Source organism: Corynebacterium lubricantis DSM 45231 (assembly GCF_000379425.1).
Taxonomy (GTDB): Bacteria; Actinomycetota; Actinomycetes; order Mycobacteriales; family Mycobacteriaceae; genus Corynebacterium; species Corynebacterium lubricantis.
This window is the reverse complement of sequence record NZ_KB902204.1, coordinates 130,851-150,058: the sequence shown is the minus strand read 5'-3', so window position 1 is coordinate 150,058 and position 19,208 is coordinate 130,851. Positions and strand designations below refer to the sequence as shown.

General features: G+C 59.7%; 17 protein-coding genes. 5 read left to right on the top strand and 12 right to left on the bottom strand.

The window, feature by feature from the left end:
• The first annotated feature begins 109 nt into the window (after positions 1 to 109).
• Complete coding sequence (locus A37O_RS0108735; RefSeq protein ID WP_018297129.1) at positions 110 to 583, top strand: RDD family protein; 474 nt, start codon at positions 110 to 112, stop codon at positions 581 to 583.
• A gap of 244 nt (positions 584 to 827) precedes the next feature.
• Here the strand turns inward: A37O_RS0108735 and A37O_RS0108730 are convergent, their stop codons facing one another.
• The 7 genes from A37O_RS0108730 to sucB all read right to left on the bottom strand — a co-directional run bounded on the left by A37O_RS0108730 (position 828) and on the right by sucB (position 10,143).
• Positions 828 to 1,625, bottom strand: coding sequence for a DUF4191 domain-containing protein (locus tag A37O_RS0108730; protein ID WP_018297128.1), 798 nt, complete (start codon positions 1,623 to 1,625; stop codon positions 828 to 830).
• A gap of 109 nt (positions 1,626 to 1,734) precedes the next feature.
• Entirely contained in the window at positions 1,735 to 2,778 is a 1,044-nt protein-coding gene (gene lipA, locus A37O_RS0108725; RefSeq protein ID WP_018297127.1) for a lipoyl synthase, read from the bottom strand.
• Between the two features lie 60 nt (positions 2,779 to 2,838).
• On the bottom strand, positions 2,839 to 3,615 hold the full coding sequence (lipB, locus tag A37O_RS0108720) for a lipoyl(octanoyl) transferase LipB (RefSeq protein ID WP_018297126.1): 777 nt from the start codon (positions 3,613 to 3,615) through the stop codon (positions 2,839 to 2,841).
• 11 nt (positions 3,616 to 3,626) lie between these two features.
• On the bottom strand, positions 3,627 to 4,016 hold the full coding sequence (gene gcvH, locus A37O_RS0108715; protein WP_018297125.1) for a glycine cleavage system protein GcvH: 390 nt from the start codon (positions 4,014 to 4,016) through the stop codon (positions 3,627 to 3,629).
• A gap of 3 nt (positions 4,017 to 4,019) precedes the next feature.
• Positions 4,020 to 5,087: a glycine cleavage system aminomethyltransferase GcvT gene (gene gcvT / locus A37O_RS0108710; RefSeq protein ID WP_018297124.1), complete on the bottom strand. Its 1,068-nt coding sequence runs from the start codon at positions 5,085 to 5,087 to the stop codon at positions 4,020 to 4,022.
• A 21-nt stretch (positions 5,088 to 5,108) separates the two neighbouring features.
• Positions 5,109 to 7,970, bottom strand: coding sequence for an aminomethyl-transferring glycine dehydrogenase (gene gcvP / locus A37O_RS0108705; protein WP_018297123.1), 2,862 nt, complete (start codon positions 7,968 to 7,970; stop codon positions 5,109 to 5,111).
• A 148-nt stretch (positions 7,971 to 8,118) separates the two neighbouring features.
• Positions 8,119 to 10,143, bottom strand: coding sequence for a 2-oxoglutarate dehydrogenase, E2 component, dihydrolipoamide succinyltransferase (gene sucB / locus A37O_RS0108695; RefSeq protein ID WP_018297121.1), 2,025 nt, complete (start codon positions 10,141 to 10,143; stop codon positions 8,119 to 8,121).
• A gap of 138 nt (positions 10,144 to 10,281) precedes the next feature.
• On the opposite strand from sucB, the gene A37O_RS0108690 reads away from it, so the two are divergent.
• Complete coding sequence (locus A37O_RS0108690; protein ID WP_018297120.1) at positions 10,282 to 10,677, top strand: hypothetical protein; 396 nt, start codon at positions 10,282 to 10,284, stop codon at positions 10,675 to 10,677.
• Between the two features lie 49 nt (positions 10,678 to 10,726).
• Here the strand turns inward: A37O_RS0108690 and A37O_RS0108685 are convergent, their stop codons facing one another.
• Positions 10,727 to 11,173 carry a PAS domain-containing protein gene (locus A37O_RS0108685; protein ID WP_018297119.1) on the bottom strand — a complete coding sequence of 149 codons (447 nt, stop codon included), beginning with the start codon at positions 11,171 to 11,173 and terminating at the stop codon, positions 10,727 to 10,729.
• Positions 11,174 to 11,234: 61 nt separating this feature from the next.
• Positions 11,235 to 12,701 (bottom strand): leucyl aminopeptidase, encoded by a 1,467-nt coding sequence (locus tag A37O_RS0108680; RefSeq protein ID WP_018297118.1) that lies wholly within the window; start codon positions 12,699 to 12,701, stop codon positions 11,235 to 11,237.
• A 74-nt stretch (positions 12,702 to 12,775) separates the two neighbouring features.
• Between A37O_RS0108680 and A37O_RS0108675 the strand changes: the two genes are divergently transcribed.
• Positions 12,776 to 13,882, top strand: a complete 1,107-nt coding sequence (locus tag A37O_RS0108675; protein ID WP_026196265.1) for a branched-chain amino acid aminotransferase — start codon at positions 12,776 to 12,778, stop codon at positions 13,880 to 13,882.
• Positions 13,883 to 13,993: 111 nt separating this feature from the next.
• On the opposite strand, the gene A37O_RS0108670 is transcribed toward A37O_RS0108675, so the two are convergent.
• Together A37O_RS0108670 and A37O_RS0108665 are read right to left on the bottom strand one after the other, a co-directional pair.
• Positions 13,994 to 15,001 carry a nicotinate-nucleotide--dimethylbenzimidazole phosphoribosyltransferase gene (locus A37O_RS0108670; protein ID WP_018297116.1) on the bottom strand — a complete coding sequence of 336 codons (1,008 nt, stop codon included), beginning with the start codon at positions 14,999 to 15,001 and terminating at the stop codon, positions 13,994 to 13,996.
• Positions 15,002 to 15,057: 56 nt separating this feature from the next.
• Complete coding sequence (locus A37O_RS0108665; protein ID WP_018297115.1) at positions 15,058 to 15,768, bottom strand: DUF3043 domain-containing protein; 711 nt, start codon at positions 15,766 to 15,768, stop codon at positions 15,058 to 15,060.
• 198 nt (positions 15,769 to 15,966) lie between these two features.
• On the opposite strand from A37O_RS0108665, the gene A37O_RS0108660 reads away from it, so the two are divergent.
• Both A37O_RS0108660 and A37O_RS0108655 read left to right on the top strand, forming a co-directional pair.
• Complete coding sequence (locus A37O_RS0108660) at positions 15,967 to 16,311, top strand: HesB/IscA family protein (protein ID WP_018297114.1); 345 nt, start codon at positions 15,967 to 15,969, stop codon at positions 16,309 to 16,311.
• Between the two features lie 98 nt (positions 16,312 to 16,409).
• The gene (locus A37O_RS0108655; RefSeq protein WP_018297113.1) at positions 16,410 to 17,135 is read left to right on the top strand and encodes a DUF1266 domain-containing protein; all 726 of its coding nucleotides are present in this window, start codon (positions 16,410 to 16,412) and stop codon (positions 17,133 to 17,135) included.
• Here the strand turns inward: A37O_RS0108655 and asnB are convergent.
• Entirely contained in the window at positions 17,125 to 19,047 is a 1,923-nt protein-coding gene (gene asnB, locus A37O_RS0108650; RefSeq protein ID WP_026196264.1) for an asparagine synthase (glutamine-hydrolyzing), read from the bottom strand. The genes A37O_RS0108655 and asnB overlap by 11 nt on opposite strands.
• Between the last annotated feature and the right edge of the window lie 161 nt (positions 19,048 to 19,208).

The window sequence follows — 19,208 nt, the reverse complement described above, 5'->3', positions numbered from 1 at the left end:
ACTAATGTGTACGTGAAACGATGATACTTTAATATCTATCGCCCTATCAAAACAACGCGTCATATCTCACGTTTTTACCCCCACAATAACCCCGGCTAGGCTAGTGCGTATGGCAGAAAGAAAGCGCAGCTGGCTCGACGGACCGCAGATCCCCGGTGAAAACGACGAGATCGGGGAAGGTAAGTGGCCGGGTGAGAGAATCGGTCTCCCCGAGAAGGGATCCGGTGCTCAAGCCTCTGTTGCTCGACGCGCCGGGGCAGTGCTCATTGACTGGGTAATTGCCATGATCATTGCCTCCTTCATCATTATGTTCACTGATGCCCTCGGCGGGCAAGCAACGGTGCAGCTCTTAGTCTGGATCGTCATCGGCATTGTGGGCGGTTGGCTCTTTGCCCGCACTCCGGGGATGGCCCTGCTGGGTATGGGTGTCGCGCGCATCGATGTCGACGGTGCTCGCGTCGGCCTGTGGCGTGCAGCGGTGCGCACTATTTTGACGGCCTTTGTGCTCCCGGCGGCACTCGTAGATTCCGATGGACGTGGCATGCACGATCGCGCTACCGGCACCACGGTCATCATGGCGTAGGAGAGACTGGCTGATATTCCCGTGTGGTCGAAAACCATTATCGACCATGCGGGATTTTTCGTTGCCTCGACAACATGTGACCTGGGGAAATGCATAATGCAAACGTCGTGGATTTCCACGTGGTCGATAATGGGCCGCCAGCATTTTCGACCACACGGGCCCAGCACAGCAAAACACCCCGCACCGAAACGATCCGGTACGGGGGTGCTGAGCCAAACTAATCCAGGCTGAGCCAGAGGCAGTACTACTTGCCTCCGCGACGCTCCTGCATGCGGCGCATGCGGCGGTTCATACCTGCCATGTTCTGCGCCTGCTGTGGCATCGGGCCCTTCGGCATACCTGCCATGTTGCCACCGTGGACAGCGTCCATCGCGTCAACCTTCGCAGAGACCGAGTAGACCTCGTTCTTCTTGTAGTTGCGTGGGAACTTCAGCATGTGGCGCTGCAACTTCTTCAGTGGCACCTGCCCGGCTTCCTCGTCGGAGCCGACGTAGACCTCGTAGATGGGCACGCCAGCGAGCAGGCGATCAACGCGCTTGTGCTCCTTGGACATCATGGGCTTCAGGCGCTTCTGGTTGCCCTCGCCGACCAGGATCACACCGGGGTTACCTACGACGCGGTGAATCGTATCCATGTGGGTGTTCGCGGCAATACCAGTCTTGGTGACCCAGGCGATACCCACGGAGTTCTTCATGTTCTCCAGCGTCCACCCGGCGGCACCCGGGGTGTCGCCGACCTGGTCGTACATGGAGTTCTCCAGACGACGGGTGAAAATCCACAACGCAAGAACAGCACCCACCAGGATGCCCAGGAACAGCATGTACCATTCGCCGCCCCAGATCAGGCCAAGCAGGAAGAAGGCAACAGCCACACCCACCACGGCAAGCACCATGTAGGGGATCAGCTTCTTGTCGCGCTTGCGCTGCATCTGGAATGCCTGCCACATTTGCGACCGCGTTTGCTTGCGCTTTGAGCGCTTTGCGGCGCGCTCTTCCTTCTTCGCCGCCTTGTTGGCAGCCTTGTCACGTTTGGATTCAGCCATGGCCTCTACTTTAGCGGGTTGCCCCCAATTTGTTTAACTGCACCAACACTTAACGACGACTACCTGCGCGGCAGGTAATCGTCGTTAAGTTCATTTAAGTAAGGAACAACTAATGAGAAGCGACAGGGTGGTCCGTGGACTCGCCGTACTTCTCCAGCAGGGTCGAGGCCTCCTGGTCGGTGGCGCCCTGGGAGGTCTGCTTCAGGTGCTTGAGGTTCTCAGGCAGTTCGAAGCCGCGCTTTTCCATCGCCTCGACGTAAAGCTTGCCGGCGCGGTAGGAAGAACGGACCAGCGGGCCGGACATAACGGCGCCGAAGCCCATGTCGTAGGCAGCGTCGCGGTACTCGATGAACTCCTCAGGCTTCACCCAACGCTCGATTGGGTGGTAGCCAGGGCCCGGGCGCAGGTACTGAGTAATGGTGATGATGTCGGTGCCGGCATCAACCATGTCCTGCAGGGTGGTCAGAACTTCCTCGCGGGTCTCGCCCATGCCCAAGATCAGGTTGGACTTGGTAATCAGGCCGAACTCGTGGGCCTGGTTGATCACGTCGAGGGAGCGATCGTAGCGGAAAGCCGGGCGGATGCGACGGAAGATGCTTGGCACGGTCTCCAGGTTGTGGGCGAAGACCTCGGGGCGGGCCTCGAAGACTTCCTGCAGCAGATCAGGCTTGCCGGAGAAGTCAGGGGTGAGGTTCTCCACACCAGTGTTTGGGTTCAGCTCGTGGATCTTACGTACGACCTCGGCGTAGAGCCAGGCACCCTCGTCGTCGAGATCATCGCGGGTCACGCCGGTAATGGTGGCGTAGTTCAGGTTCATTTCCTGGATGGACTCAGCGACGCGCTGTGGCTCTTCGCGGTCGAGGGGATCCGGCTTCGCAGAGTTAATCATGCAGAAGTCGCAGCGGCGGGAGCAGTTGTTGCCGCCGATAAGGAAGGTAGCCTCGCGGGACTCCCAACATTCATGAATGTTCGGACATCCTGCCTCCTGACACACGGTGTGCAGGTCAGCGCCCTTCACCTTCTTCTTCATGTCCTCGTAATGCGGACCGGTCTTAACGGAGTTTCGGATCCAGCGCGGTTTGGACTCAATAGGAGTCTCCATGTTGCGCTTTTCGATGCGGAGTAGGCGGCGTCCTTCAGGTGCAATAGTCACAGTTACTTAGGTTATCTTTCGTTTCGAGATGTGTCGAGTACCCATAAACCTATGGGAGTATTAGTGCTTTTTGCGCAGGCCCTTTGACGGGTCCGGGGCTGACTTGAACGAATGATCTGCTACCGTCATCCGCCCCGAAAGAGTGTCATCCAACGCTTGGAGCAGGGGACCGGCCATATCGTCGGTGGTCACGTCGCGCCCCAGCTCCAAGCTGATGGAGGAGTTGTCGGCGTCATCGATCCCGCACGCGATGATGTGCTCGTAGTAATCCAGGGTGTTATTGCAGTTCAGGGCCATGCCGTGCATGGTCACTCCGCGGGTAATCCGGATGCCGATTGCGGCGATCTTGCGGTCGCGCTTCGGGGCGGCTGGATCGAGCGCCGGTGCCGTATCGGGAACCCACACGCCGCTGCGCCCGTCGATGCGACCGGCAGCGATCACGCCAGACTGGCGCACTGCGTGGATCAGAGCTTCCTCGATGCGGCGTACGTAGTCCACCACGTCAACGGGCTCGGCTAACTTCAAAATGGGGTAGACCACCAGTTGGCCCAACCCGTGCCAGGTGATGCGACCACCGCGGTCCACGTCGATCACGGGCAGGCCATTTGTCGGCCGATCTTCGGGCTGAGTGCGCTTGCCCGCCGTGTAGACGTTGGGGTGCTCGACCACGAGGATCGTATCGCTCACCTCGCCCGTGGCGCGTTTGGCAGCTAGGTCGGCCTGGAGGTCCCACGCCTCTTGATAATCAACAAGCCCCAGCTGGCGCACTTCAAGTGGCTCAGCCGAGGCTCGGATAGATTTGTCTGCAGGAAAGAACGGATCACGGGGTGCAGTCATACCCCGTGACTCTAGTCCACACCGTTAGCTTTTGCGTACTCCTCGGCGTTCATCAAAGGTCCAACTTCTTCAACCTCAACCTCGAAGAGCCAACCCGCGCCAAAGGGATCCGAGTTGATCAGCGAGTAGTCTGCGTCTACTGCCTCGTTGACGGCCGTAACGGTGCCGGTGACAGGAGCGTAGAGGTCAGAGACACTCTTGGTGGACTCCACCTCGCCACAGGTCTCGCCGTGGGTAACGGTGTCGCCGACCTCAGGAAGCTCGGCGAAGACGACCTCGCCGAGGCGCTCGGTAGCCACGGAGGTGATGCCCACGCGCACGGTGGTGCCCGCAGCAGCCTCTGGGGTGGAGTTGATCCACTCGTGGTCTTCGGAGTAGGAGAAATCGTTCGGCAAAGACATGTTCTAAGCTTCCTTTCGCGTGTAAAACGGTGTGTTACTGATAGTAAACGGATAACGACGGCCACGGATGTCAATCTCAACATCCGTTCCGATGTCCGCGCATTCAGGGTCGAGGTGCGCCAGCGCCACCGGGTAGCCCAAGGTCGGCGAAGGCTGGCCCGAGGTGACCACACCAATCTTGTGATCACCACGATAAACCTCGGCGCCCTCGCGCGCTGCGCGACGCTGATCGGAGGTCAGGCCAGCGATGACGGTTTCAGGGGCACGGTCGGCGATCGCTTGCTTGCCGACGAAGTCCATCTCCTTCTTCGCAAACGCCCGCGTCATCCCCGCCTCGACAGGGGTGACCTCTGTGGACAGCTCGTGTCCGTACAGCGGCATCGATGCCTCCAGGCGCAGGGAATCACGCGCCGCGAGACCAGCCGGTGCAGCCTTATCGACTAGGTAGTCCCAGATAACTTGGGCATCCTCGTTCGGCACATACAGCTCAAAGCCGTCCTCACCGGTGTAGCCGGTGCGGGCTACCAGCACGTCCGTGCCCTGCAAGCTCATAGGAGCGGCGGAGTAGTAGGAGAGCTGGTCGGGATCCTGGTCCAGCAGCGGCTGAAGGATAGCTACGGAATCCGGGCCTTGCACTGCAATGAGCGCAGTCTCTAGGGACTGGTTGCTCAGCGCGACCTCGAAATCGCCGAGGCGCTCCTGGAAGGCCTGCCAGACAGTATCCGTATTGGAGGCATTCGGCACAACGAGGTAGTCCTCCTCGGCGAGCCTGTAGGAAATCAGGTCGTCGAGAATTCCGCCGTCTTCGTTGACGATCATCGAGTACTTTGCCTTACCCACTTTCAGGGTGGACAAAGTGGAAATGAGCGCGTAGTCCAAAAACGCACCCGCATCCGGGCCAGTCACCGAGATCTCGCCCATATGCGAGAGATCGAACAGGCCGGCGGTGGAGCGCACGGCGCGGTGCTCGTCGAGCTCGTTGCCATACTTCAGGGGCATGTCCCAGCCACCGAAGTCAGTGAACGAAGCGCCCAATTTCTCGTGGGCCGCGTGGAGTGGGGATTGAGCCATGGGTTCAGGGTCTCCTTATTCTTATTCGGAAATATCGAAAGCTTCAGGTGGTGGGCAGGAGCAGACGAGGTTACGGTCGCCGTAGGCCTCGTCGATACGCCGTACTGGCGGGAAGTACTTGTAGCGGCGCAGCTCAGGCACGGGGTAGGCGGCCTTTTCGCGTCCGAACGAGTACTCCCACTCGTCGCGGCTGACCGACAGTGCGGTAAATGGTGCGTGCGCCATCACCGAGTCCTCGTAGGCAACCTCGCCGTCGATGATCTCCTGGATCTCCGCGCGGATGGTGCGCATCGCGGTGATGAAGCGATCCACCTCTTCCTTGTCCTCCGATTCGGTGGGTTCGACCATCAGCGTGCCAGCCACAGGGAACGCCAGGGTCGGGGCGTGGAAGCCGAAGTCCACGAGGCGCTTACACACGTCCGTGGCCGTTACGCCAGAGCGATCGGTCAGCTCGCGCAGATCCAAGATGCACTCGTGCCCAACCAGGCCCTCGTTGCCGGTGTAGAGAATAGGGAAGTCATCGCCGAGCTCGCGGGCAATGTAGTTCGCGCCCAGAATAGCGTGCGCCGTCGCGTGGGCCAGGCCCTCGTAACCGGTCATCGCAATGTAGGCCCAGGAGATGGGCAGCACACCGGCGGAGCCATACTTCGAGCCGTTGTTCGGCACACCCGTGCCCACCTCGGCAGGAGCGATCGGATCGACCCCATTCGGATCGGTCGGCAGGAATGGCACGAGGTGCTCGGCCACGCCGATCGGGCCAACACCTGGGCCACCGCCGCCGTGCGGGATGGTAAAGGTCTTGTGCAGATTCAGGTGCGAGACATCGCCGCCGAAATCACCCGGGCGGGCAATACCAGTCAGCGCGTTCATATTCGCGCCGTCGATGTAGACCTGACCGCCGACCGCGTGGACCTTGTCGGTCACGTCGCGGACCTCAGGGTCAAATACGCCGTGAGTCGACGGGTAGGTGATCATAATGCCAGCGACGTGTGGGCCGTGCTCTTCCAGCTTCGCATCCAGATCAGCCAAGTCGATCGCGCCGTTCTCAGCGGTCTTGACCACCACGACACGAAGGTTCGCAAGAGTCGCGGACGCGGCGTTGGTGCCGTGTGCAGAGGCCGGGATCAGGCAGATATCGCGGTCATTGTCGCCATTGGCCACGTGGTAGCGGCGGATAGCCAGAAGACCAGCCAGCTCACCCTGGGAACCAGCGTTAGGCTGCACCGACACCTTGGCGTAGCCGGTCAGCTCCGCCAGCCAGGTCTCCAGCTCGCCGATCAGCTCGCGCCAGCCCTCGGTGTAGGCATCCGGGGTGTATGGGTGCACGTTGGCAAACCCAGGCCAGGTAATCGCCTCGAGGCCAGCGGTCGGGTTGAGCTTCATGGTGCACGAACCCAGCGGGATCATCGTGCGATCAAGAGCCAGATCCTTATCACCCAGCAGGCGGATGTAGCGCATGATCTGAGTCTCGGAGTGGTACTTGTTAAACACATCGTGCTGCAGCGGGGTCTCCGCGCGCAGCAGCGCCTCCGGCAGCGGGAAGGCGCCCTCGTCGGAAATCTTCAGAATGCCAAAACCGCCGAGCAGTGCACCGAGATCATCCATCGAGGTGTCCTCGCCGAAGCTCACGGCCACGGTGTCCGCGTCGATGGCGCGCACCAGGTAGCCGGTCTCGGCCAGCGTATCCACGATGCCTTGCGCCTTGCCCGGCACCTCGACGGTCACGGTGTCGAAGAAGTCCGCGTGCTTGACGGTCAAGCCCGCATCGCTTATCGACGACGCGAAGCGCTCAGCCCAGGAATGCACCTGCTCCGCGATGGCCTTCAAACCGGAGGGGCCATGGTAGACGGCGTAGAAGGACGCAGTGACGGCCAAAAGCGCCTGAGCCGTACAAATATTACTGGTCGCGCGCTCGCGGCGGATGTGCTGCTCGCGGGTTTGCAGCGCTAGGCGGTAGGCCGGGGTCTCCTCGGCATCCTTGGAAACACCGACAAGGCGACCGGGCATCTGGCGCTTCAGCTTGTCGCTGACCGCCATGTACGCGGCGTGTGGGCCACCGTAAAACAGCGGCACACCGAAGCGCTGGGTCGAACCCACCACGATGTCAGCGCCCATGGCACCGGGGCTCTCCAGCAGCATCAGAGCCAGTGGATCAGCGGTCAGCGACGCTAAGCCACCACGCTCATGGACCGCGTCGATGATCGGTTTCGGATCGCCAATATCGCCCTCGGTGCCTGGGTAGGCAATAACCACACCGACCAAATCCTCGCCGACCAGGGCAGAATCAAGGGCGGTGACCTCCACTTCCAGATCGATGGCGCGGGCACGCTCGGAAGCAACGGCAATTACTTGTGGGTGCAGGCGCTGATCAAGAACGACGCGGCGGCCCTTCTTCACAGCACGGCTCATCAACCCGACTGCCTCGGCGACGGCAGAGGCTTCGTCGAGAAGCGATGCATTCGAAATCGGCAGACCGGTCAGCTCTTGGACCATGGTCTGGAAATTCAACAGTGCCTCGAGGCGGCCCTGGGAAATCTCAGGCTGATACGGGGTGTACGCGGTGTACCAGCCGGCGTCCTCGATGACACCGCGGCGGATCACCGGTGGCGTGAGAGTAGAGGAGTAACCCTGGCCATAAAATGCCTTGAGGACCTTGTTCTTGCCGGCGAGCTCGCGTAGGCGGTTCTGAGCCTCATTCTCGGTGAGTGCGGGTGGAAGTTGTGGGGCAACCTCAGCCTTCACGCTCGGTGGAAGAGCAGCGTCGACGAGGGCATCCAGCGATTCATAACCAACGCTCTCAAGCATTCCTTCCCGTTCGAGGGCATCTGGCCCTACATGACGGTGAATGAAGGCCGCTGATTCTGCCAACGGTGGCAATGCCATACTGATGCTCCTTATATAGGGGAGAAATTAGTTATGTCCCAGATCATATTCTGTTTGGGCCAACCGGTGGGAGGGAATTACAAAACCGCCATGTCCCAGGGGTGGGACATGGCGGTTTTGTTCTAACTTATCCGGTTTTTATGTCGGATTAGAGCTCGAGATCAGACTCGAAGTCACCGGCCTCGATGCGGTCCTTGATGGTGGTGACGAAGCGACCTGCATCTGCGCCGTCGACCAGTTGGTGGTCGTAGGTGAATGGCAGGTAGCACATCTGGCGGATCGCGATGGAGTCCACGCCATCCTCGGTGATGATCACTGGGCGCTTCTCAATCGCAGCGGTGCCCAAGATGCCAGCCTGTGGAGGAGTCAGCACTGGAGTATCCAGCAGTGCACCCTCGGAACCAATGTTGGTCACGGTGAAGGTAGCACCAGCCAGATCGTCTGGGCGCAGCTTCTTGTTGCGTGCACGCTCAGCCAGCTCGACGATGGCCTTTGCGATACCAGCCAGGCTCAGGTCCTGTGCCTTCTTGATCACTGGAACCAGCAGACCCTGTGGGGTATCCACTGCCACGCCGATGTTCACGTCTGGGTGGTAGGTGATTTCCTTCGCCTCAGCGTTGTAGGAAGCGTTCACGTTCGGGTGCGAGACCAGAGCCTCAGCAGCAGCCTTGATGAAGAAGGCTAGGTACGTGATGTTCACGCCGTGCTTTTCGACGAATGCCGGCTTCACGCGCTTACGCAGATCAGCAACGCGGGTGACATCGACTTCTTGCACGTGGGTGAGCTGTGCAGTGGTCTGCAGGGACTCGACCATCTTGGAAGCGGTGATCTCGCGGATGCGGTTGACCTTCTGGGTAGTGCCGATCAGGGAGGCCTTCTCTGGGTCAACTGACTTGGTGGACCAGTTCGCGCGCTCGCCTTTCGGTGCCGCTGCTGCGGCAGGTGCTGCTGCTGCAGGAGCTTCGCCCTGAGCTGCTGCCAGAACGTCCTGCTTGCGGATGCGGCCACCGACGCCGGTGCCCTCGACCGAGTTCAGGTCCACACCGTGCTTCTCGGCGAGCTTGCGTACCAGTGGGGTCACGTAAGGCACGTTGCCGGAGTTGTTGACCTGGGTGGAGGTGGTTGCTTCCTTCGGTGCAGCTGCTGCTGGCTGTGCTGGAGCAGCTGGCTTTGGAGCTTCCTGCTTTGGCTCTTCCTTAGGTGCTGCTGGCTGTGCCGGTGCTGCAGGTGCTGCTTCCTGCTTTGGTGCCTCTGCCTGTGCTGGCTCTGCTGCAGCTGGTGCTGCGTTGGCGTCGCCGACGCGTGCGATGACTTCGCCGACCTCGACGGTGTCGTCTTCCTGGGCAAGGATTTCTACCAGGGTGCCTGCTACTGGCGATGGGATCTCGGTGTCGACCTTGTCGGTGGAGACCTCGAGTAGTGGTTCGTCGACCTCAACGGTGTCGCCGACCTGCTTGAGCCAGGTAGTAATGGTGCCCTCGGTGACGGACTCGCCGAGTTCTGGCATTTCTACGTCGGTTGCGGAACCGGAAGCAGCAGCTGGTGCAGGTGCTGCAGGCTCAGCTGGTGCCTCTGCCTGTGCAGGTGCTGCGTTGGCGTCGCCGACGCGTGCGATNACTTCGCCGACCTCGACGGTGTCGTCTTCCTGGGCAAGGATTTCTACCAGGGTGCCTGCTACTGGCGATGGGATCTCGGTGTCGACCTTGTCGGTGGAGACCTCGAGTAGTGGTTCGTCGACCTCAACGGTGTCGCCGACCTGCTTGAGCCAGGTAGTAATGGTGCCCTCGGTGACGGACTCGCCGAGTTCTGGCATTTCTACGTCGGTTGCGGAACCGGAAGCAGCAGCTGGTGCAGGTGCTGCAGGCTCAGCTGGTGCCTCTGCCTGTGCAGGTGCTGCAGGCTCAGCTGGTGCCTCTGCCTGTGCAGGTGCTGCGTTGGCGTCGCCGACGCGTGCGATAACTTCGCCGACCTCGACGGTGTCATCTTCTTCGGCCAAGATTTCTACCAGGGTGCCTGCTACTGGCGATGGGATCTCGGTGTCGACCTTGTCAGTGGAGACCTCGAGCAATGGTTCATCAACCTCGACGGTATCTCCGACCTGCTTGAGCCACGTGGTAATCGTGCCTTCGGTGACGGATTCGCCCAGCTCGGGCATCTCAACAGAGTGCGCCATGTTTTAAAGTCTCCTCGAAATTAGTTAAACGGAAGCATTTGTCCCACAAGGATACCCGCTTTATAAGTGTTCTGGGGTCTAAGGGTCTAGACACTGGGGCATTCTTTTCCTACCCCCGTTCCGACGTATGATGGGGGAGTGTTCAACCTATTCGGCAATAAAAAGCGGTCGTCCCCGCTCAAGCCACCGCGTGGCCCAGGGGAGACGATCCGGCCTGAGGATGCCACATACCTAAAGCAGTGGCTGCAAGGGCGCGCCTTCGTGGAAGGGTTCATCGAACCCGAGACGCTGGTCAATGAGATGTCCATTGTCTTGGTGGATGAAAAGGGCGACCATACCCGCCGCAGAATCGGCGGACCGAAGGGGATCGGCGCGGTGACCAAGCTGCTCGACATCCCCATCTACGACGTGGAAGAGACCGGCTATCCGGAGCGGATGCGTCGTCGTATAGAGCAAGAGCGCATCCTGCGGAAGCGCGCCGAGCAACGCGAACGCCGCGCGAAGTTCGACAAAGGCGAACACCCGGACGCCTAAAATCTCAACTATGGCATCCGGGTGTCGGGTCGGGCGTGCGGAAGGTGCGCTAGGCCTGAGACTCTTTGAGCTGGCGTAGTTCGTCGCGCACAGCGCGCTCTGCGTTCCACCGCTTAGTCACGTCACGCAGGATGGCTGCGATGCCTTCGATCTTGCCTTCAGCATCCTTGAGCATGGTGATGGAGAATTCCAAGGAAATCTTCTCTCCAGTGGACTTCAACGCCGGTGCGGACAAAGGTTCCTGCCCGTAGCGGGTCACGCCGGTTTCCATCACACGGTCCCACCCGGTCCAGTGGGCATCCCGGTGCTTCTCGGGGATGATCAGGTCCAGGGACTTACCCAAGGCCTCCTCCCGGGAATAGCCGAAGAGGGTGGTGGCTGCGTCGTTCCATAAGCGGATCACGCCAGTCTTATCGGCGTAAATCACGGCATCAAGTGTGGTTTCCGAAATAATCCGTGTGGAAAGTTCGGTGGCATTGGTGTCGTTCTCGCTCATGGGGACCTCCTGAATTAAGGCTAGATTAGGGCCGGACAGTAATTGTTAGAGAAAAGTCTAACTATTTCTCTGCAAGTGTACGCAAAACATCGACGACGGTGCGCACGCCAAAGCCGGTTGCGCGCTTCGGCGTGTAACCAAACACCGAGCTGGTATTAAAAGCAGGACCGGCGATGTCGATGTGTGCCCACTGAATGTCTTCGCCCACGAACGCCTCGATATAGCGTCCAGCAACGAGCATGCCGCCGTTGCGCGAGTTGTGGCTGTTGCGCACGTCGGCGATGGGAGACTTGAGATCCTCAGCGGTTTCCTCTGGCAGAGGCATCGACCAGGCTGGCTCGCCGGCGTCGCGACCAATCTCGGCGACTTGGTCGCGGAACTCCTCGGTGCCCATCACACCGGCGGTGCGTGCGCCAAGTGCCACCATTTGGGCACCGGTTAGTGTTGCAGCGTCGATCAGGTAATCGGGCTTTTCCTCGGAGGCGCGTGCCACGGCATCGGCTAGCACCAAGCGTCCCTCGGCATCCGTGTTGATGATCTCCGAAGTCTTTCCACCGTAGTGTGTGATCACATCGCCGGGGCGCTGCGCAGTACCGGAAGGCATGTTTTCGGCCATGGACAGCCAGGTATCAATGTGGATCGGTAGCTTTAGGCGAGCTGCCGCAATGGTGGCTCCGAGCATGGCTGCCGAACCGCCCATGTCCGAGATCATGTCTTCCATCTTCGAACCCGGCTTCAAAGAAATACCACCGGTATCGAAGGTGATGCCCTTGCCCACCAGGGCCACCTCTGACGTCGCCTTACGCGGAGCCCAGGTCAGACGTACCAAACGCGGTGGGCGCGAAGAACCCTTGCCCACGTTGATCAGGCCACCATAGCCACCTTTTTCGAGCGCCTTTTCGTCCAGCACGTCGACCTTAAGACCGACGGACTTGGCGGTATCAGCCACAAACTCGGCGTAGACCTCGGGGTAGAGATAGTTCGACGGGGTGTTTACCAAGTCGCGCGCCAGGTTGACCGATTCCGCAATGACGGTGGCCGTGACAAATTCTTCCTTCTCGGACTTGTCGCCCACAACGGTAATCGTTGGGGGTGTGTCGTCGGAATCAGAATCGGACGAAGCGGACTTGAACCCATCCCATGCGTAGCCACCGAGCAGCAGACCTTCAACAAGAGGACCGATGCCGAACTCAGAGCTCACTACAGCGGTCTCAACTTTTTTCAGCGAACGCGCCACGGTGCCGGCGGCACGGCGGACGGTTTCGGCATCGATGTCGTCGGAGTCGCCGAGACCGAAGGAGATGACCAGTTGATCGTCGACAAGCACGCGTGTGACCTCGTCGGCCGCACCGGTGGCACCCACGGCCTCGAGTGAGGCCAGCAAACCCTCCGGAACCAACGCGGTGACCGGCACCTCCAGCGAGTCACCCTTGGTGACGGGGACCAACACCGCACCCGGGTGCTTGGGAGCCTTGGTGGCGAACTCGACGTTGGGCACGCGACCGGTGACAGGCAATGTGAAACTCATAAAATCTTGTCCTTTCTTTGACTACCCACGAGCATATCTACTTCCCAGAAATGGGCGCGAGTATGTTTGTACCCATGACGTCTCTTGAATTCACGGTCGAAAAGACCACAAACCCCACGACAGGAGCGGACTTAGAAGCCATCTTGGCAAATCCGCATTTCGGTAAGAAATTCACCGATCATATGATCACCATCGAATGGACCGAGGAGAAGGGCTGGCACGATGCCCGCCTGCGCCCCTACGAGGCATTCGCCATGGACCCGGCCTCGACGGTGTTTCACTATGGCCAGGCCATCTTCGAAGGTCTGAAGGCCTACCGCCAGCCGGACGGCTCGATTGCTACGTTCCGGCCGGAGCAAAACGCGCAGCGCATGCAGCGCTCCGCTAAGCGCATGGCTATGCCACCGCTGCCGGAGGACACCTTCATCGAGGCACTGCGCCTGCTGGTCGACGTTGACCGTGATTGGGTTCCTGCCGCGGGCGGAGAAGCAGCGCTTTACCTGCGCCCCTTCATGATCTCCACCGAGGTCTCTCTGGGAGTCTCGCCAGCAAACGCCTACCGCTTCGCTGTCATCGCGTCCCCGTCGGGCGCGTACTTCAAGGGCGGCCTGAAGCCGGTGTCCGTGTGGCTGTCCGAGGATTACACCCGCGCAGCCCCAGGCGGCACCGGTGATGCCAAGTTCGCCGGCAACTACGCCATGTCGCTGCTCGCGCAGGCTCAGGCCGAGGAAAAGGGCTGCGACCAGGTCGTGTGGCTGGACGGTATCGAGCACACCTACATCGAAGAAATGGGCGGCATGAACCTCATGTTCGTCTATGGCGAGGGCGAGAACGCCAAGGTTGTCACCCCTGAGCTCTCCGGCTCCCTGCTGCCCGGCGTGACCCGTGACTCGCTGCTCCAGGTTGCGCGCGACTTGGGCTATGAGACGGTGGAGCGTCGCATCTCCAAGTTCGAGTGGGCCGATGATGCCCGCTCGGGCGCGATGACCGAGACCTTGGCCTGTGGCACCGCAGCGGTGATCACCCCGGTGGGTCGCGTTCTCTCCAACCACGGCGAGTTCCTGGTGAACAACAACGAGCCAGGTACCGTCACCATGCAGTTGCGCGAGCGCCTCACCGGCATCCAGCGCGGCGTCGTTGAAGACACCCACGGTTGGGTGTACACCCTCGTTTCGGCGTAACCCGCACGACCCAAGAGACACGTTCAGAGACAAAATCTAGAGACAAAAAACTCCGTGGCCACCCATACCACGGAGTTTTTCTTTGCCCGTTTTTTAAGAAGAGCTTTCGCTTTACGACGATTCCCGCGCTTCCATTTCCTCACCGACTAATTGGGCGCCAGCGTTGAGCAGTGGCAGTGCTGCGAGCGAGCCCGCGCCCTGGCCGGTGGTCATCTCAAGAGCAATCAGGGGAGTCAGGCCCAAGGCTTGGAGACAGACTAGGTGGCAGGGCTCCGGTGAGAGCTGACCTGCCTGCAGCCAATCCTTTGTTCCCGGTGCGAGCCGCTCCGCCACATAGGCGGCGACGGTGACATACGCTCCGTCGATAAGCAAAGGCGTGCGGCGCACGGCGGACTGCGCGATTAGACCGACAAGGACGACGAAACATGGCGCGGAGATCTTGGTCAGCACGGCCTCGACATCGTCGCGCTGTGTGCGGACCCGAAACATCGCGTCGCGTACGACGGCAACCTTGCGCTTCCAGCCTTCGTCGTCGATGCCGGAACCTGGCCCCACCGCGACGACTGGTTCCGTGCGAGTCAGCGCGCCGAAAACGGCAGCGGCAATGGTGGTGTTTCCCACACCCAAATCCGCCGGAATGATCAGATCGGTGCCCGCATCGATTTCCTGGTCGGCGAGGTGCTTGCCAATCTCGAGTGCGCGTTGGAACTGCTCAGGTGTCATCGCATCCTCGACATCGATAGCACCTGTAGACCGCGACACGCGCTCGTCGCCCCAGGCCTCATGGTCGAGGGAGACATCAATCAGGCGCACAGACGAACCGGTTGTGCGCGCCAGCGTGTGCACTGGGCCTCCACCGGACTGAATCTCCAATGCCTGTTGTACGGATGCGTCGGCATCAAGGGCGGAAACACCACGCTGCGCGATGCCGTGATCGCCAGCGATGACAAGAGTGCGGGTCTGCTCAAAGGAGCGGGGGACATGCGTGCCCTGGCAGGACGCAGCCCACGCGCCCACGTCGGTCAAACGGCCAAAGGAGCGACCCCGCGGAGTTGTGTTGATGGAAGCAACTACTTGCGAGTAAATTGCCTGGTCTGGGGGATTAACAGCGGGAAACACCAAAGATCACACTCCGAAAGGATGCACGGTTAAAGAAGCAGAACCAAGCATAACCCTTAGACGTCCGCTCCGATTTCTACCTGAGGCTTCGGAGTACGCCACTTGCGTGGCTGGGAGGCACGGGAATAGGCATACATGCCCAGACCAAAGCCGGTGACGTTGGAGTCAGGGAACTTCTCGCGAGCCGCCTTGTTCGCGCCGCGACCAATGGCCACACCCTCGACGATCAGTACGAAGATGAAGACTAGGGCGACCAGCGACAAGATATTGGCCAGAGCTGGGAACCACTGGCCCAGCAACATGACAACCAACAGGATCAATGCGGCCGGCATGACCCAGTTGTTCATGTGCTTGCGGGAGTCAACCCAGTTACGGACATAGGCGCGCTCCGGGCCACGGTCGCGGTCCATGAGGTAGCGTTCGTCGCCGGCATCCATGCGTGCCTGGACCTCTTTATTGCGCGCGCGGTTTTCTTCGCGGTTCTTGCGCTTATATTCTTTCCACTCCTGCTTCGTCATGGACTTTTTCAGTTCCTTATGACGCTGAGCAGATTCAGCAGTGGTCATCGCATTAGGGTCGCGCACGACGCCGCGGGCGATTTCTTGATCGCGGCGCTTCGGAGTTTCCTTGCCCTTCGGAGGGGTGTAGCCCTTGGGGAGGGGTTTTTCGGCGTTCTCTGACGCAGCAGAGCCAGCGGCGCCTTCTTGCGCCTGAGCATCGGTTGCGTCGGTGTCGTTTGAATCAGATTTCTGCCAGGGGAGTTTCACCCTATTAAGGCTACAAGGTGCAAAAAGATTTCGGGAATAAGGGTGGGATCAATGGTGTTAAACGAAGTAATGCCGGCGGGTAGCTCTGCTCCCTACCAACTTCTGATTCTGAAGAGTAGGGTGTACAGCAAACCCGGTTGTTTGTCCGGTGAATGAAGCAAATATCTAAAAGGTCCCTAGAAGTTTCAAGGAGAAAATATGACCGCGCCAACTTCCTCCACTGGTGTCATTCTCACCGACGAGGCCGCAGCTAAGGCAAAGGGCCTGCTCGACCAAGAAGGTCGCGACGACTTGTCCCTGCGCATCGCAGTTCAGCCTGGCGGATGCGCAGGTCTGCGTTACCAGCTTTACTTCGATGACCGTGAGCTCGACGGCGACAAGGCTGATGTCGTCGGCGGTGTACGCATGGTCGTAGACAAGATGAGTGTTCCATACCTCGCTGGTGCCACCATCGACTTCGCTGATTCGATTGAAGCTCAGGGTTTCACCATTGACAACCCGAACGCTGGCGGATCCTGCGCCTGTGGAGATTCTTTCAACTAAATCCTCGTTGAAGCTACTGAAGCTATAGCCCCAAAAACCTGCATGGTTTTTGGGGCTATATTTGTGAGTATCAATCAAAATGTGGAGAAAGAGGAATAATGCAGCCAGTCCCAGAATTTGTCAGGGAAAGGGGCCTGCGCACCTTCGACGAATTCATGAACTACGACGTGGGTTCGATCCGCAGTTATCGTTTGATCATGCCGGATACTCTCCGCTATAGCGCGGAACCCAATGACAAGACGGGCTTCGGTTTCGCACTGGGATTCCCGGAGGCTACACAGGGGTTCAAGCGCACGGTCAACGCTCCCGAGTCTTTGTCGGGTATCACCGGGCTCAAGCAACGCCGTCAGCTCAAAGGTCTTCTCCGTGACGCGTGGGATATTCACGACGAGGCGGATTACAACCGTGCCTTCGAGTTTTTGCTCAGCGGGCAAGATACGGGCACGGAAGAATTAGGGGAGGCGCTGTCGTCGTCAAGCATGCGAAAGCACTGCGACCCGACGGGTGTCCTGCTTCCTTCGCCACTGCCTACCTCTTTGGAAGCGTGGACGCTGCGGCGCATTGCTAGCCTTGCCTATATTGGTGGTTCGCTGGGCTGGGCGAATGTCGACGAGCTTGCCGCGCCGATGGCGCAGGTCGGTCAGCGCGCACGGGACCACTACACCTCGTGGCGCGGGTTCAATGAGGCATATCACTGCGCTTTAGTCATGCATTCCGAGGGCGGGCATGTGGCATGGATGAACATGCTCTACCTCAACTACTTCGAACGGCAGGACACCTCGCCGTGGGTTGTCCTGCCGTTCGCCGATACCGCTAAAGCTTGACCGGGTAGTCGCGCTGTTCGATCTGTGGATCAATTCGCTTTTCGACGAAGATACCGTGCCAAATCATGAACGCCAGAACCGTCCAGAGACGACGGGAATGGTCGCTGACACCATCACGGTGTTCCTTCAGCATCTCTAGGACCTCGTGGCGGTTGAAGATGTCATCGGTCTGGGACTCGTTAATGGTGTCCTGGGCCCAACCGTAGAGCTCGTCGCCGGCGAGCCAGTGACGCATCGGTACCGGGAAGCCCAGCTTCTTGCGGTGCAGGACGTGTTCAGGCACGATCTGCTCCATCGCTTTACGCAGCGCGTACTTGGTGGTGCCGTTGGCGATCTTGAGTTCCTTCGGGATGGTCTGCGCGATCTCGAAGACCTCCTTGTCTAGGAAAGGGACGCGGAGTTCGAGGGAGTTGGCCATGTTGATCTTGTCGGCCTTGACCAAGATGTCACCGCGCATCCAGGTGAACAGGTCCAGGTGCTGCATGCGCGCCACGGGATCCATGTCCTTGGATACCTCGTAGATCGGTGCGGTGACCTCGCGGTGATCCCACTCTGGCTTCGCCCAAGGCAGAACGCGCTGGAGCTGTTCCCAGTTAAAGGAACGAGCATTGCCGTAGTAGCGCGTCTCCATCGGCTGCGTACCGCGATCAAGCAGCGACTTACCCTTCACGCCGTCAGGCAGGACCTGGCCAAGCTTGCGCAGGCCCTTGAGGAGAGGATCTGGCATCTTCTCAAACGGTGCGAGGGAAAGTGGCTCCTTATATATGGTGTAGCCACCGAAGAGTTCGTCGGCACCCTCGCCGGACAGAACGACCTTGACGTGCTTGCGTGCTTCTTGGGCCACGAAGTAGAGCGGCACCAGTGATGGGTCGGCGACCGGGTCATCCAGGTACCACATGATCTTGGGAATCGCGTCGGCGTATTCTTCCGGGGAGACGATCTTGACGATGTGCTCAACACCGATCGCGGCAGCGGATTCTGCTGCAACATCGACCTCGGAGTAGCCCTCGCGCTCAAAGCCCGTGGTGAAGGTCAGAAGGTTGGGATTGTGGCGCTTAGCCAGGGTCGCAATCGCGGTGGAGTCGATGCCGCCGGAGAGGAAAGAGCCAACGGTCACATCGGCGCGCATGTGCTTTTCTACAGAGTCCTCGAGTGCGCCGGCGATACGGTTGAAGAGGTCCTGTTCGCTGCCCTTCGGTACCGGCTTCGTTTCAAACTGAGGCTTGAAGTAGCGCTTCGCCTCCACGTTGCCGCCCGGGGTCAGAGTCACGGTGCAGCCGGACTCAACGCGACGGATTTCCTTATGCAGAGACTCTGGCTCTGGCACGTACTGCAGGTCGACGTAGTGCTCGATCGCGCGCCTATCAAGGTCGAGGCCTAGACCGAGAGGCTTTGCCATCTCCAGGATCGACTTCTTCTCCGAAGCGAAGACGGTGCCGGCTGGGGTAGTGGCGTAGTACAGAGGCTTGATGCCGAACTGATCGCGAGCGGCAAACATTGTGCGGGTCTGGGTGTCCCAGATGACGAAAGCAAACATGCCGCGAAGGTGTTCGACGACGTCTTCGCCCCAGTGGTGATAGCCCACAACGATGGTCTCGGAATCGCCCGAGGTTTTGAATTCGTAGCCCGCAGCCTGAAGTTGTGCGCGCAGCTCCACGAAGTTGTAGATCTCGCCGTTGAATATCAAGGCGTAACGGTCAGGTTGATCCTCTGGGCCCCAGCGCAACGGTTGGTGGGAGTGCTCGAGGTCAATGATGGCGAGGCGATTGAAGCCAAATACGACATCGTTGTCGTTCCAGGTTCCGGCAGCGTCTGGGCCGCGATGGCGCATGCACGGAAGTCCGTCTTCGATGGCCGACACGAAGTGTTCCGCATTGCTGTTTGTGGTCAGCATTCCTACAAGGCCGCACATGTGTGAATATCGCTCCTAATATATAAGGCGTAAAACAATTCTTGATCCACCGGCAAGACCATCTCGAGAGAGGATCTTGGTCGGATATCTCAGACAAATCTTACGCGGTTCAATGCCACTACTTTAGGGGCGCGCGGGGCGTTCGGGCGAACCGGACATTC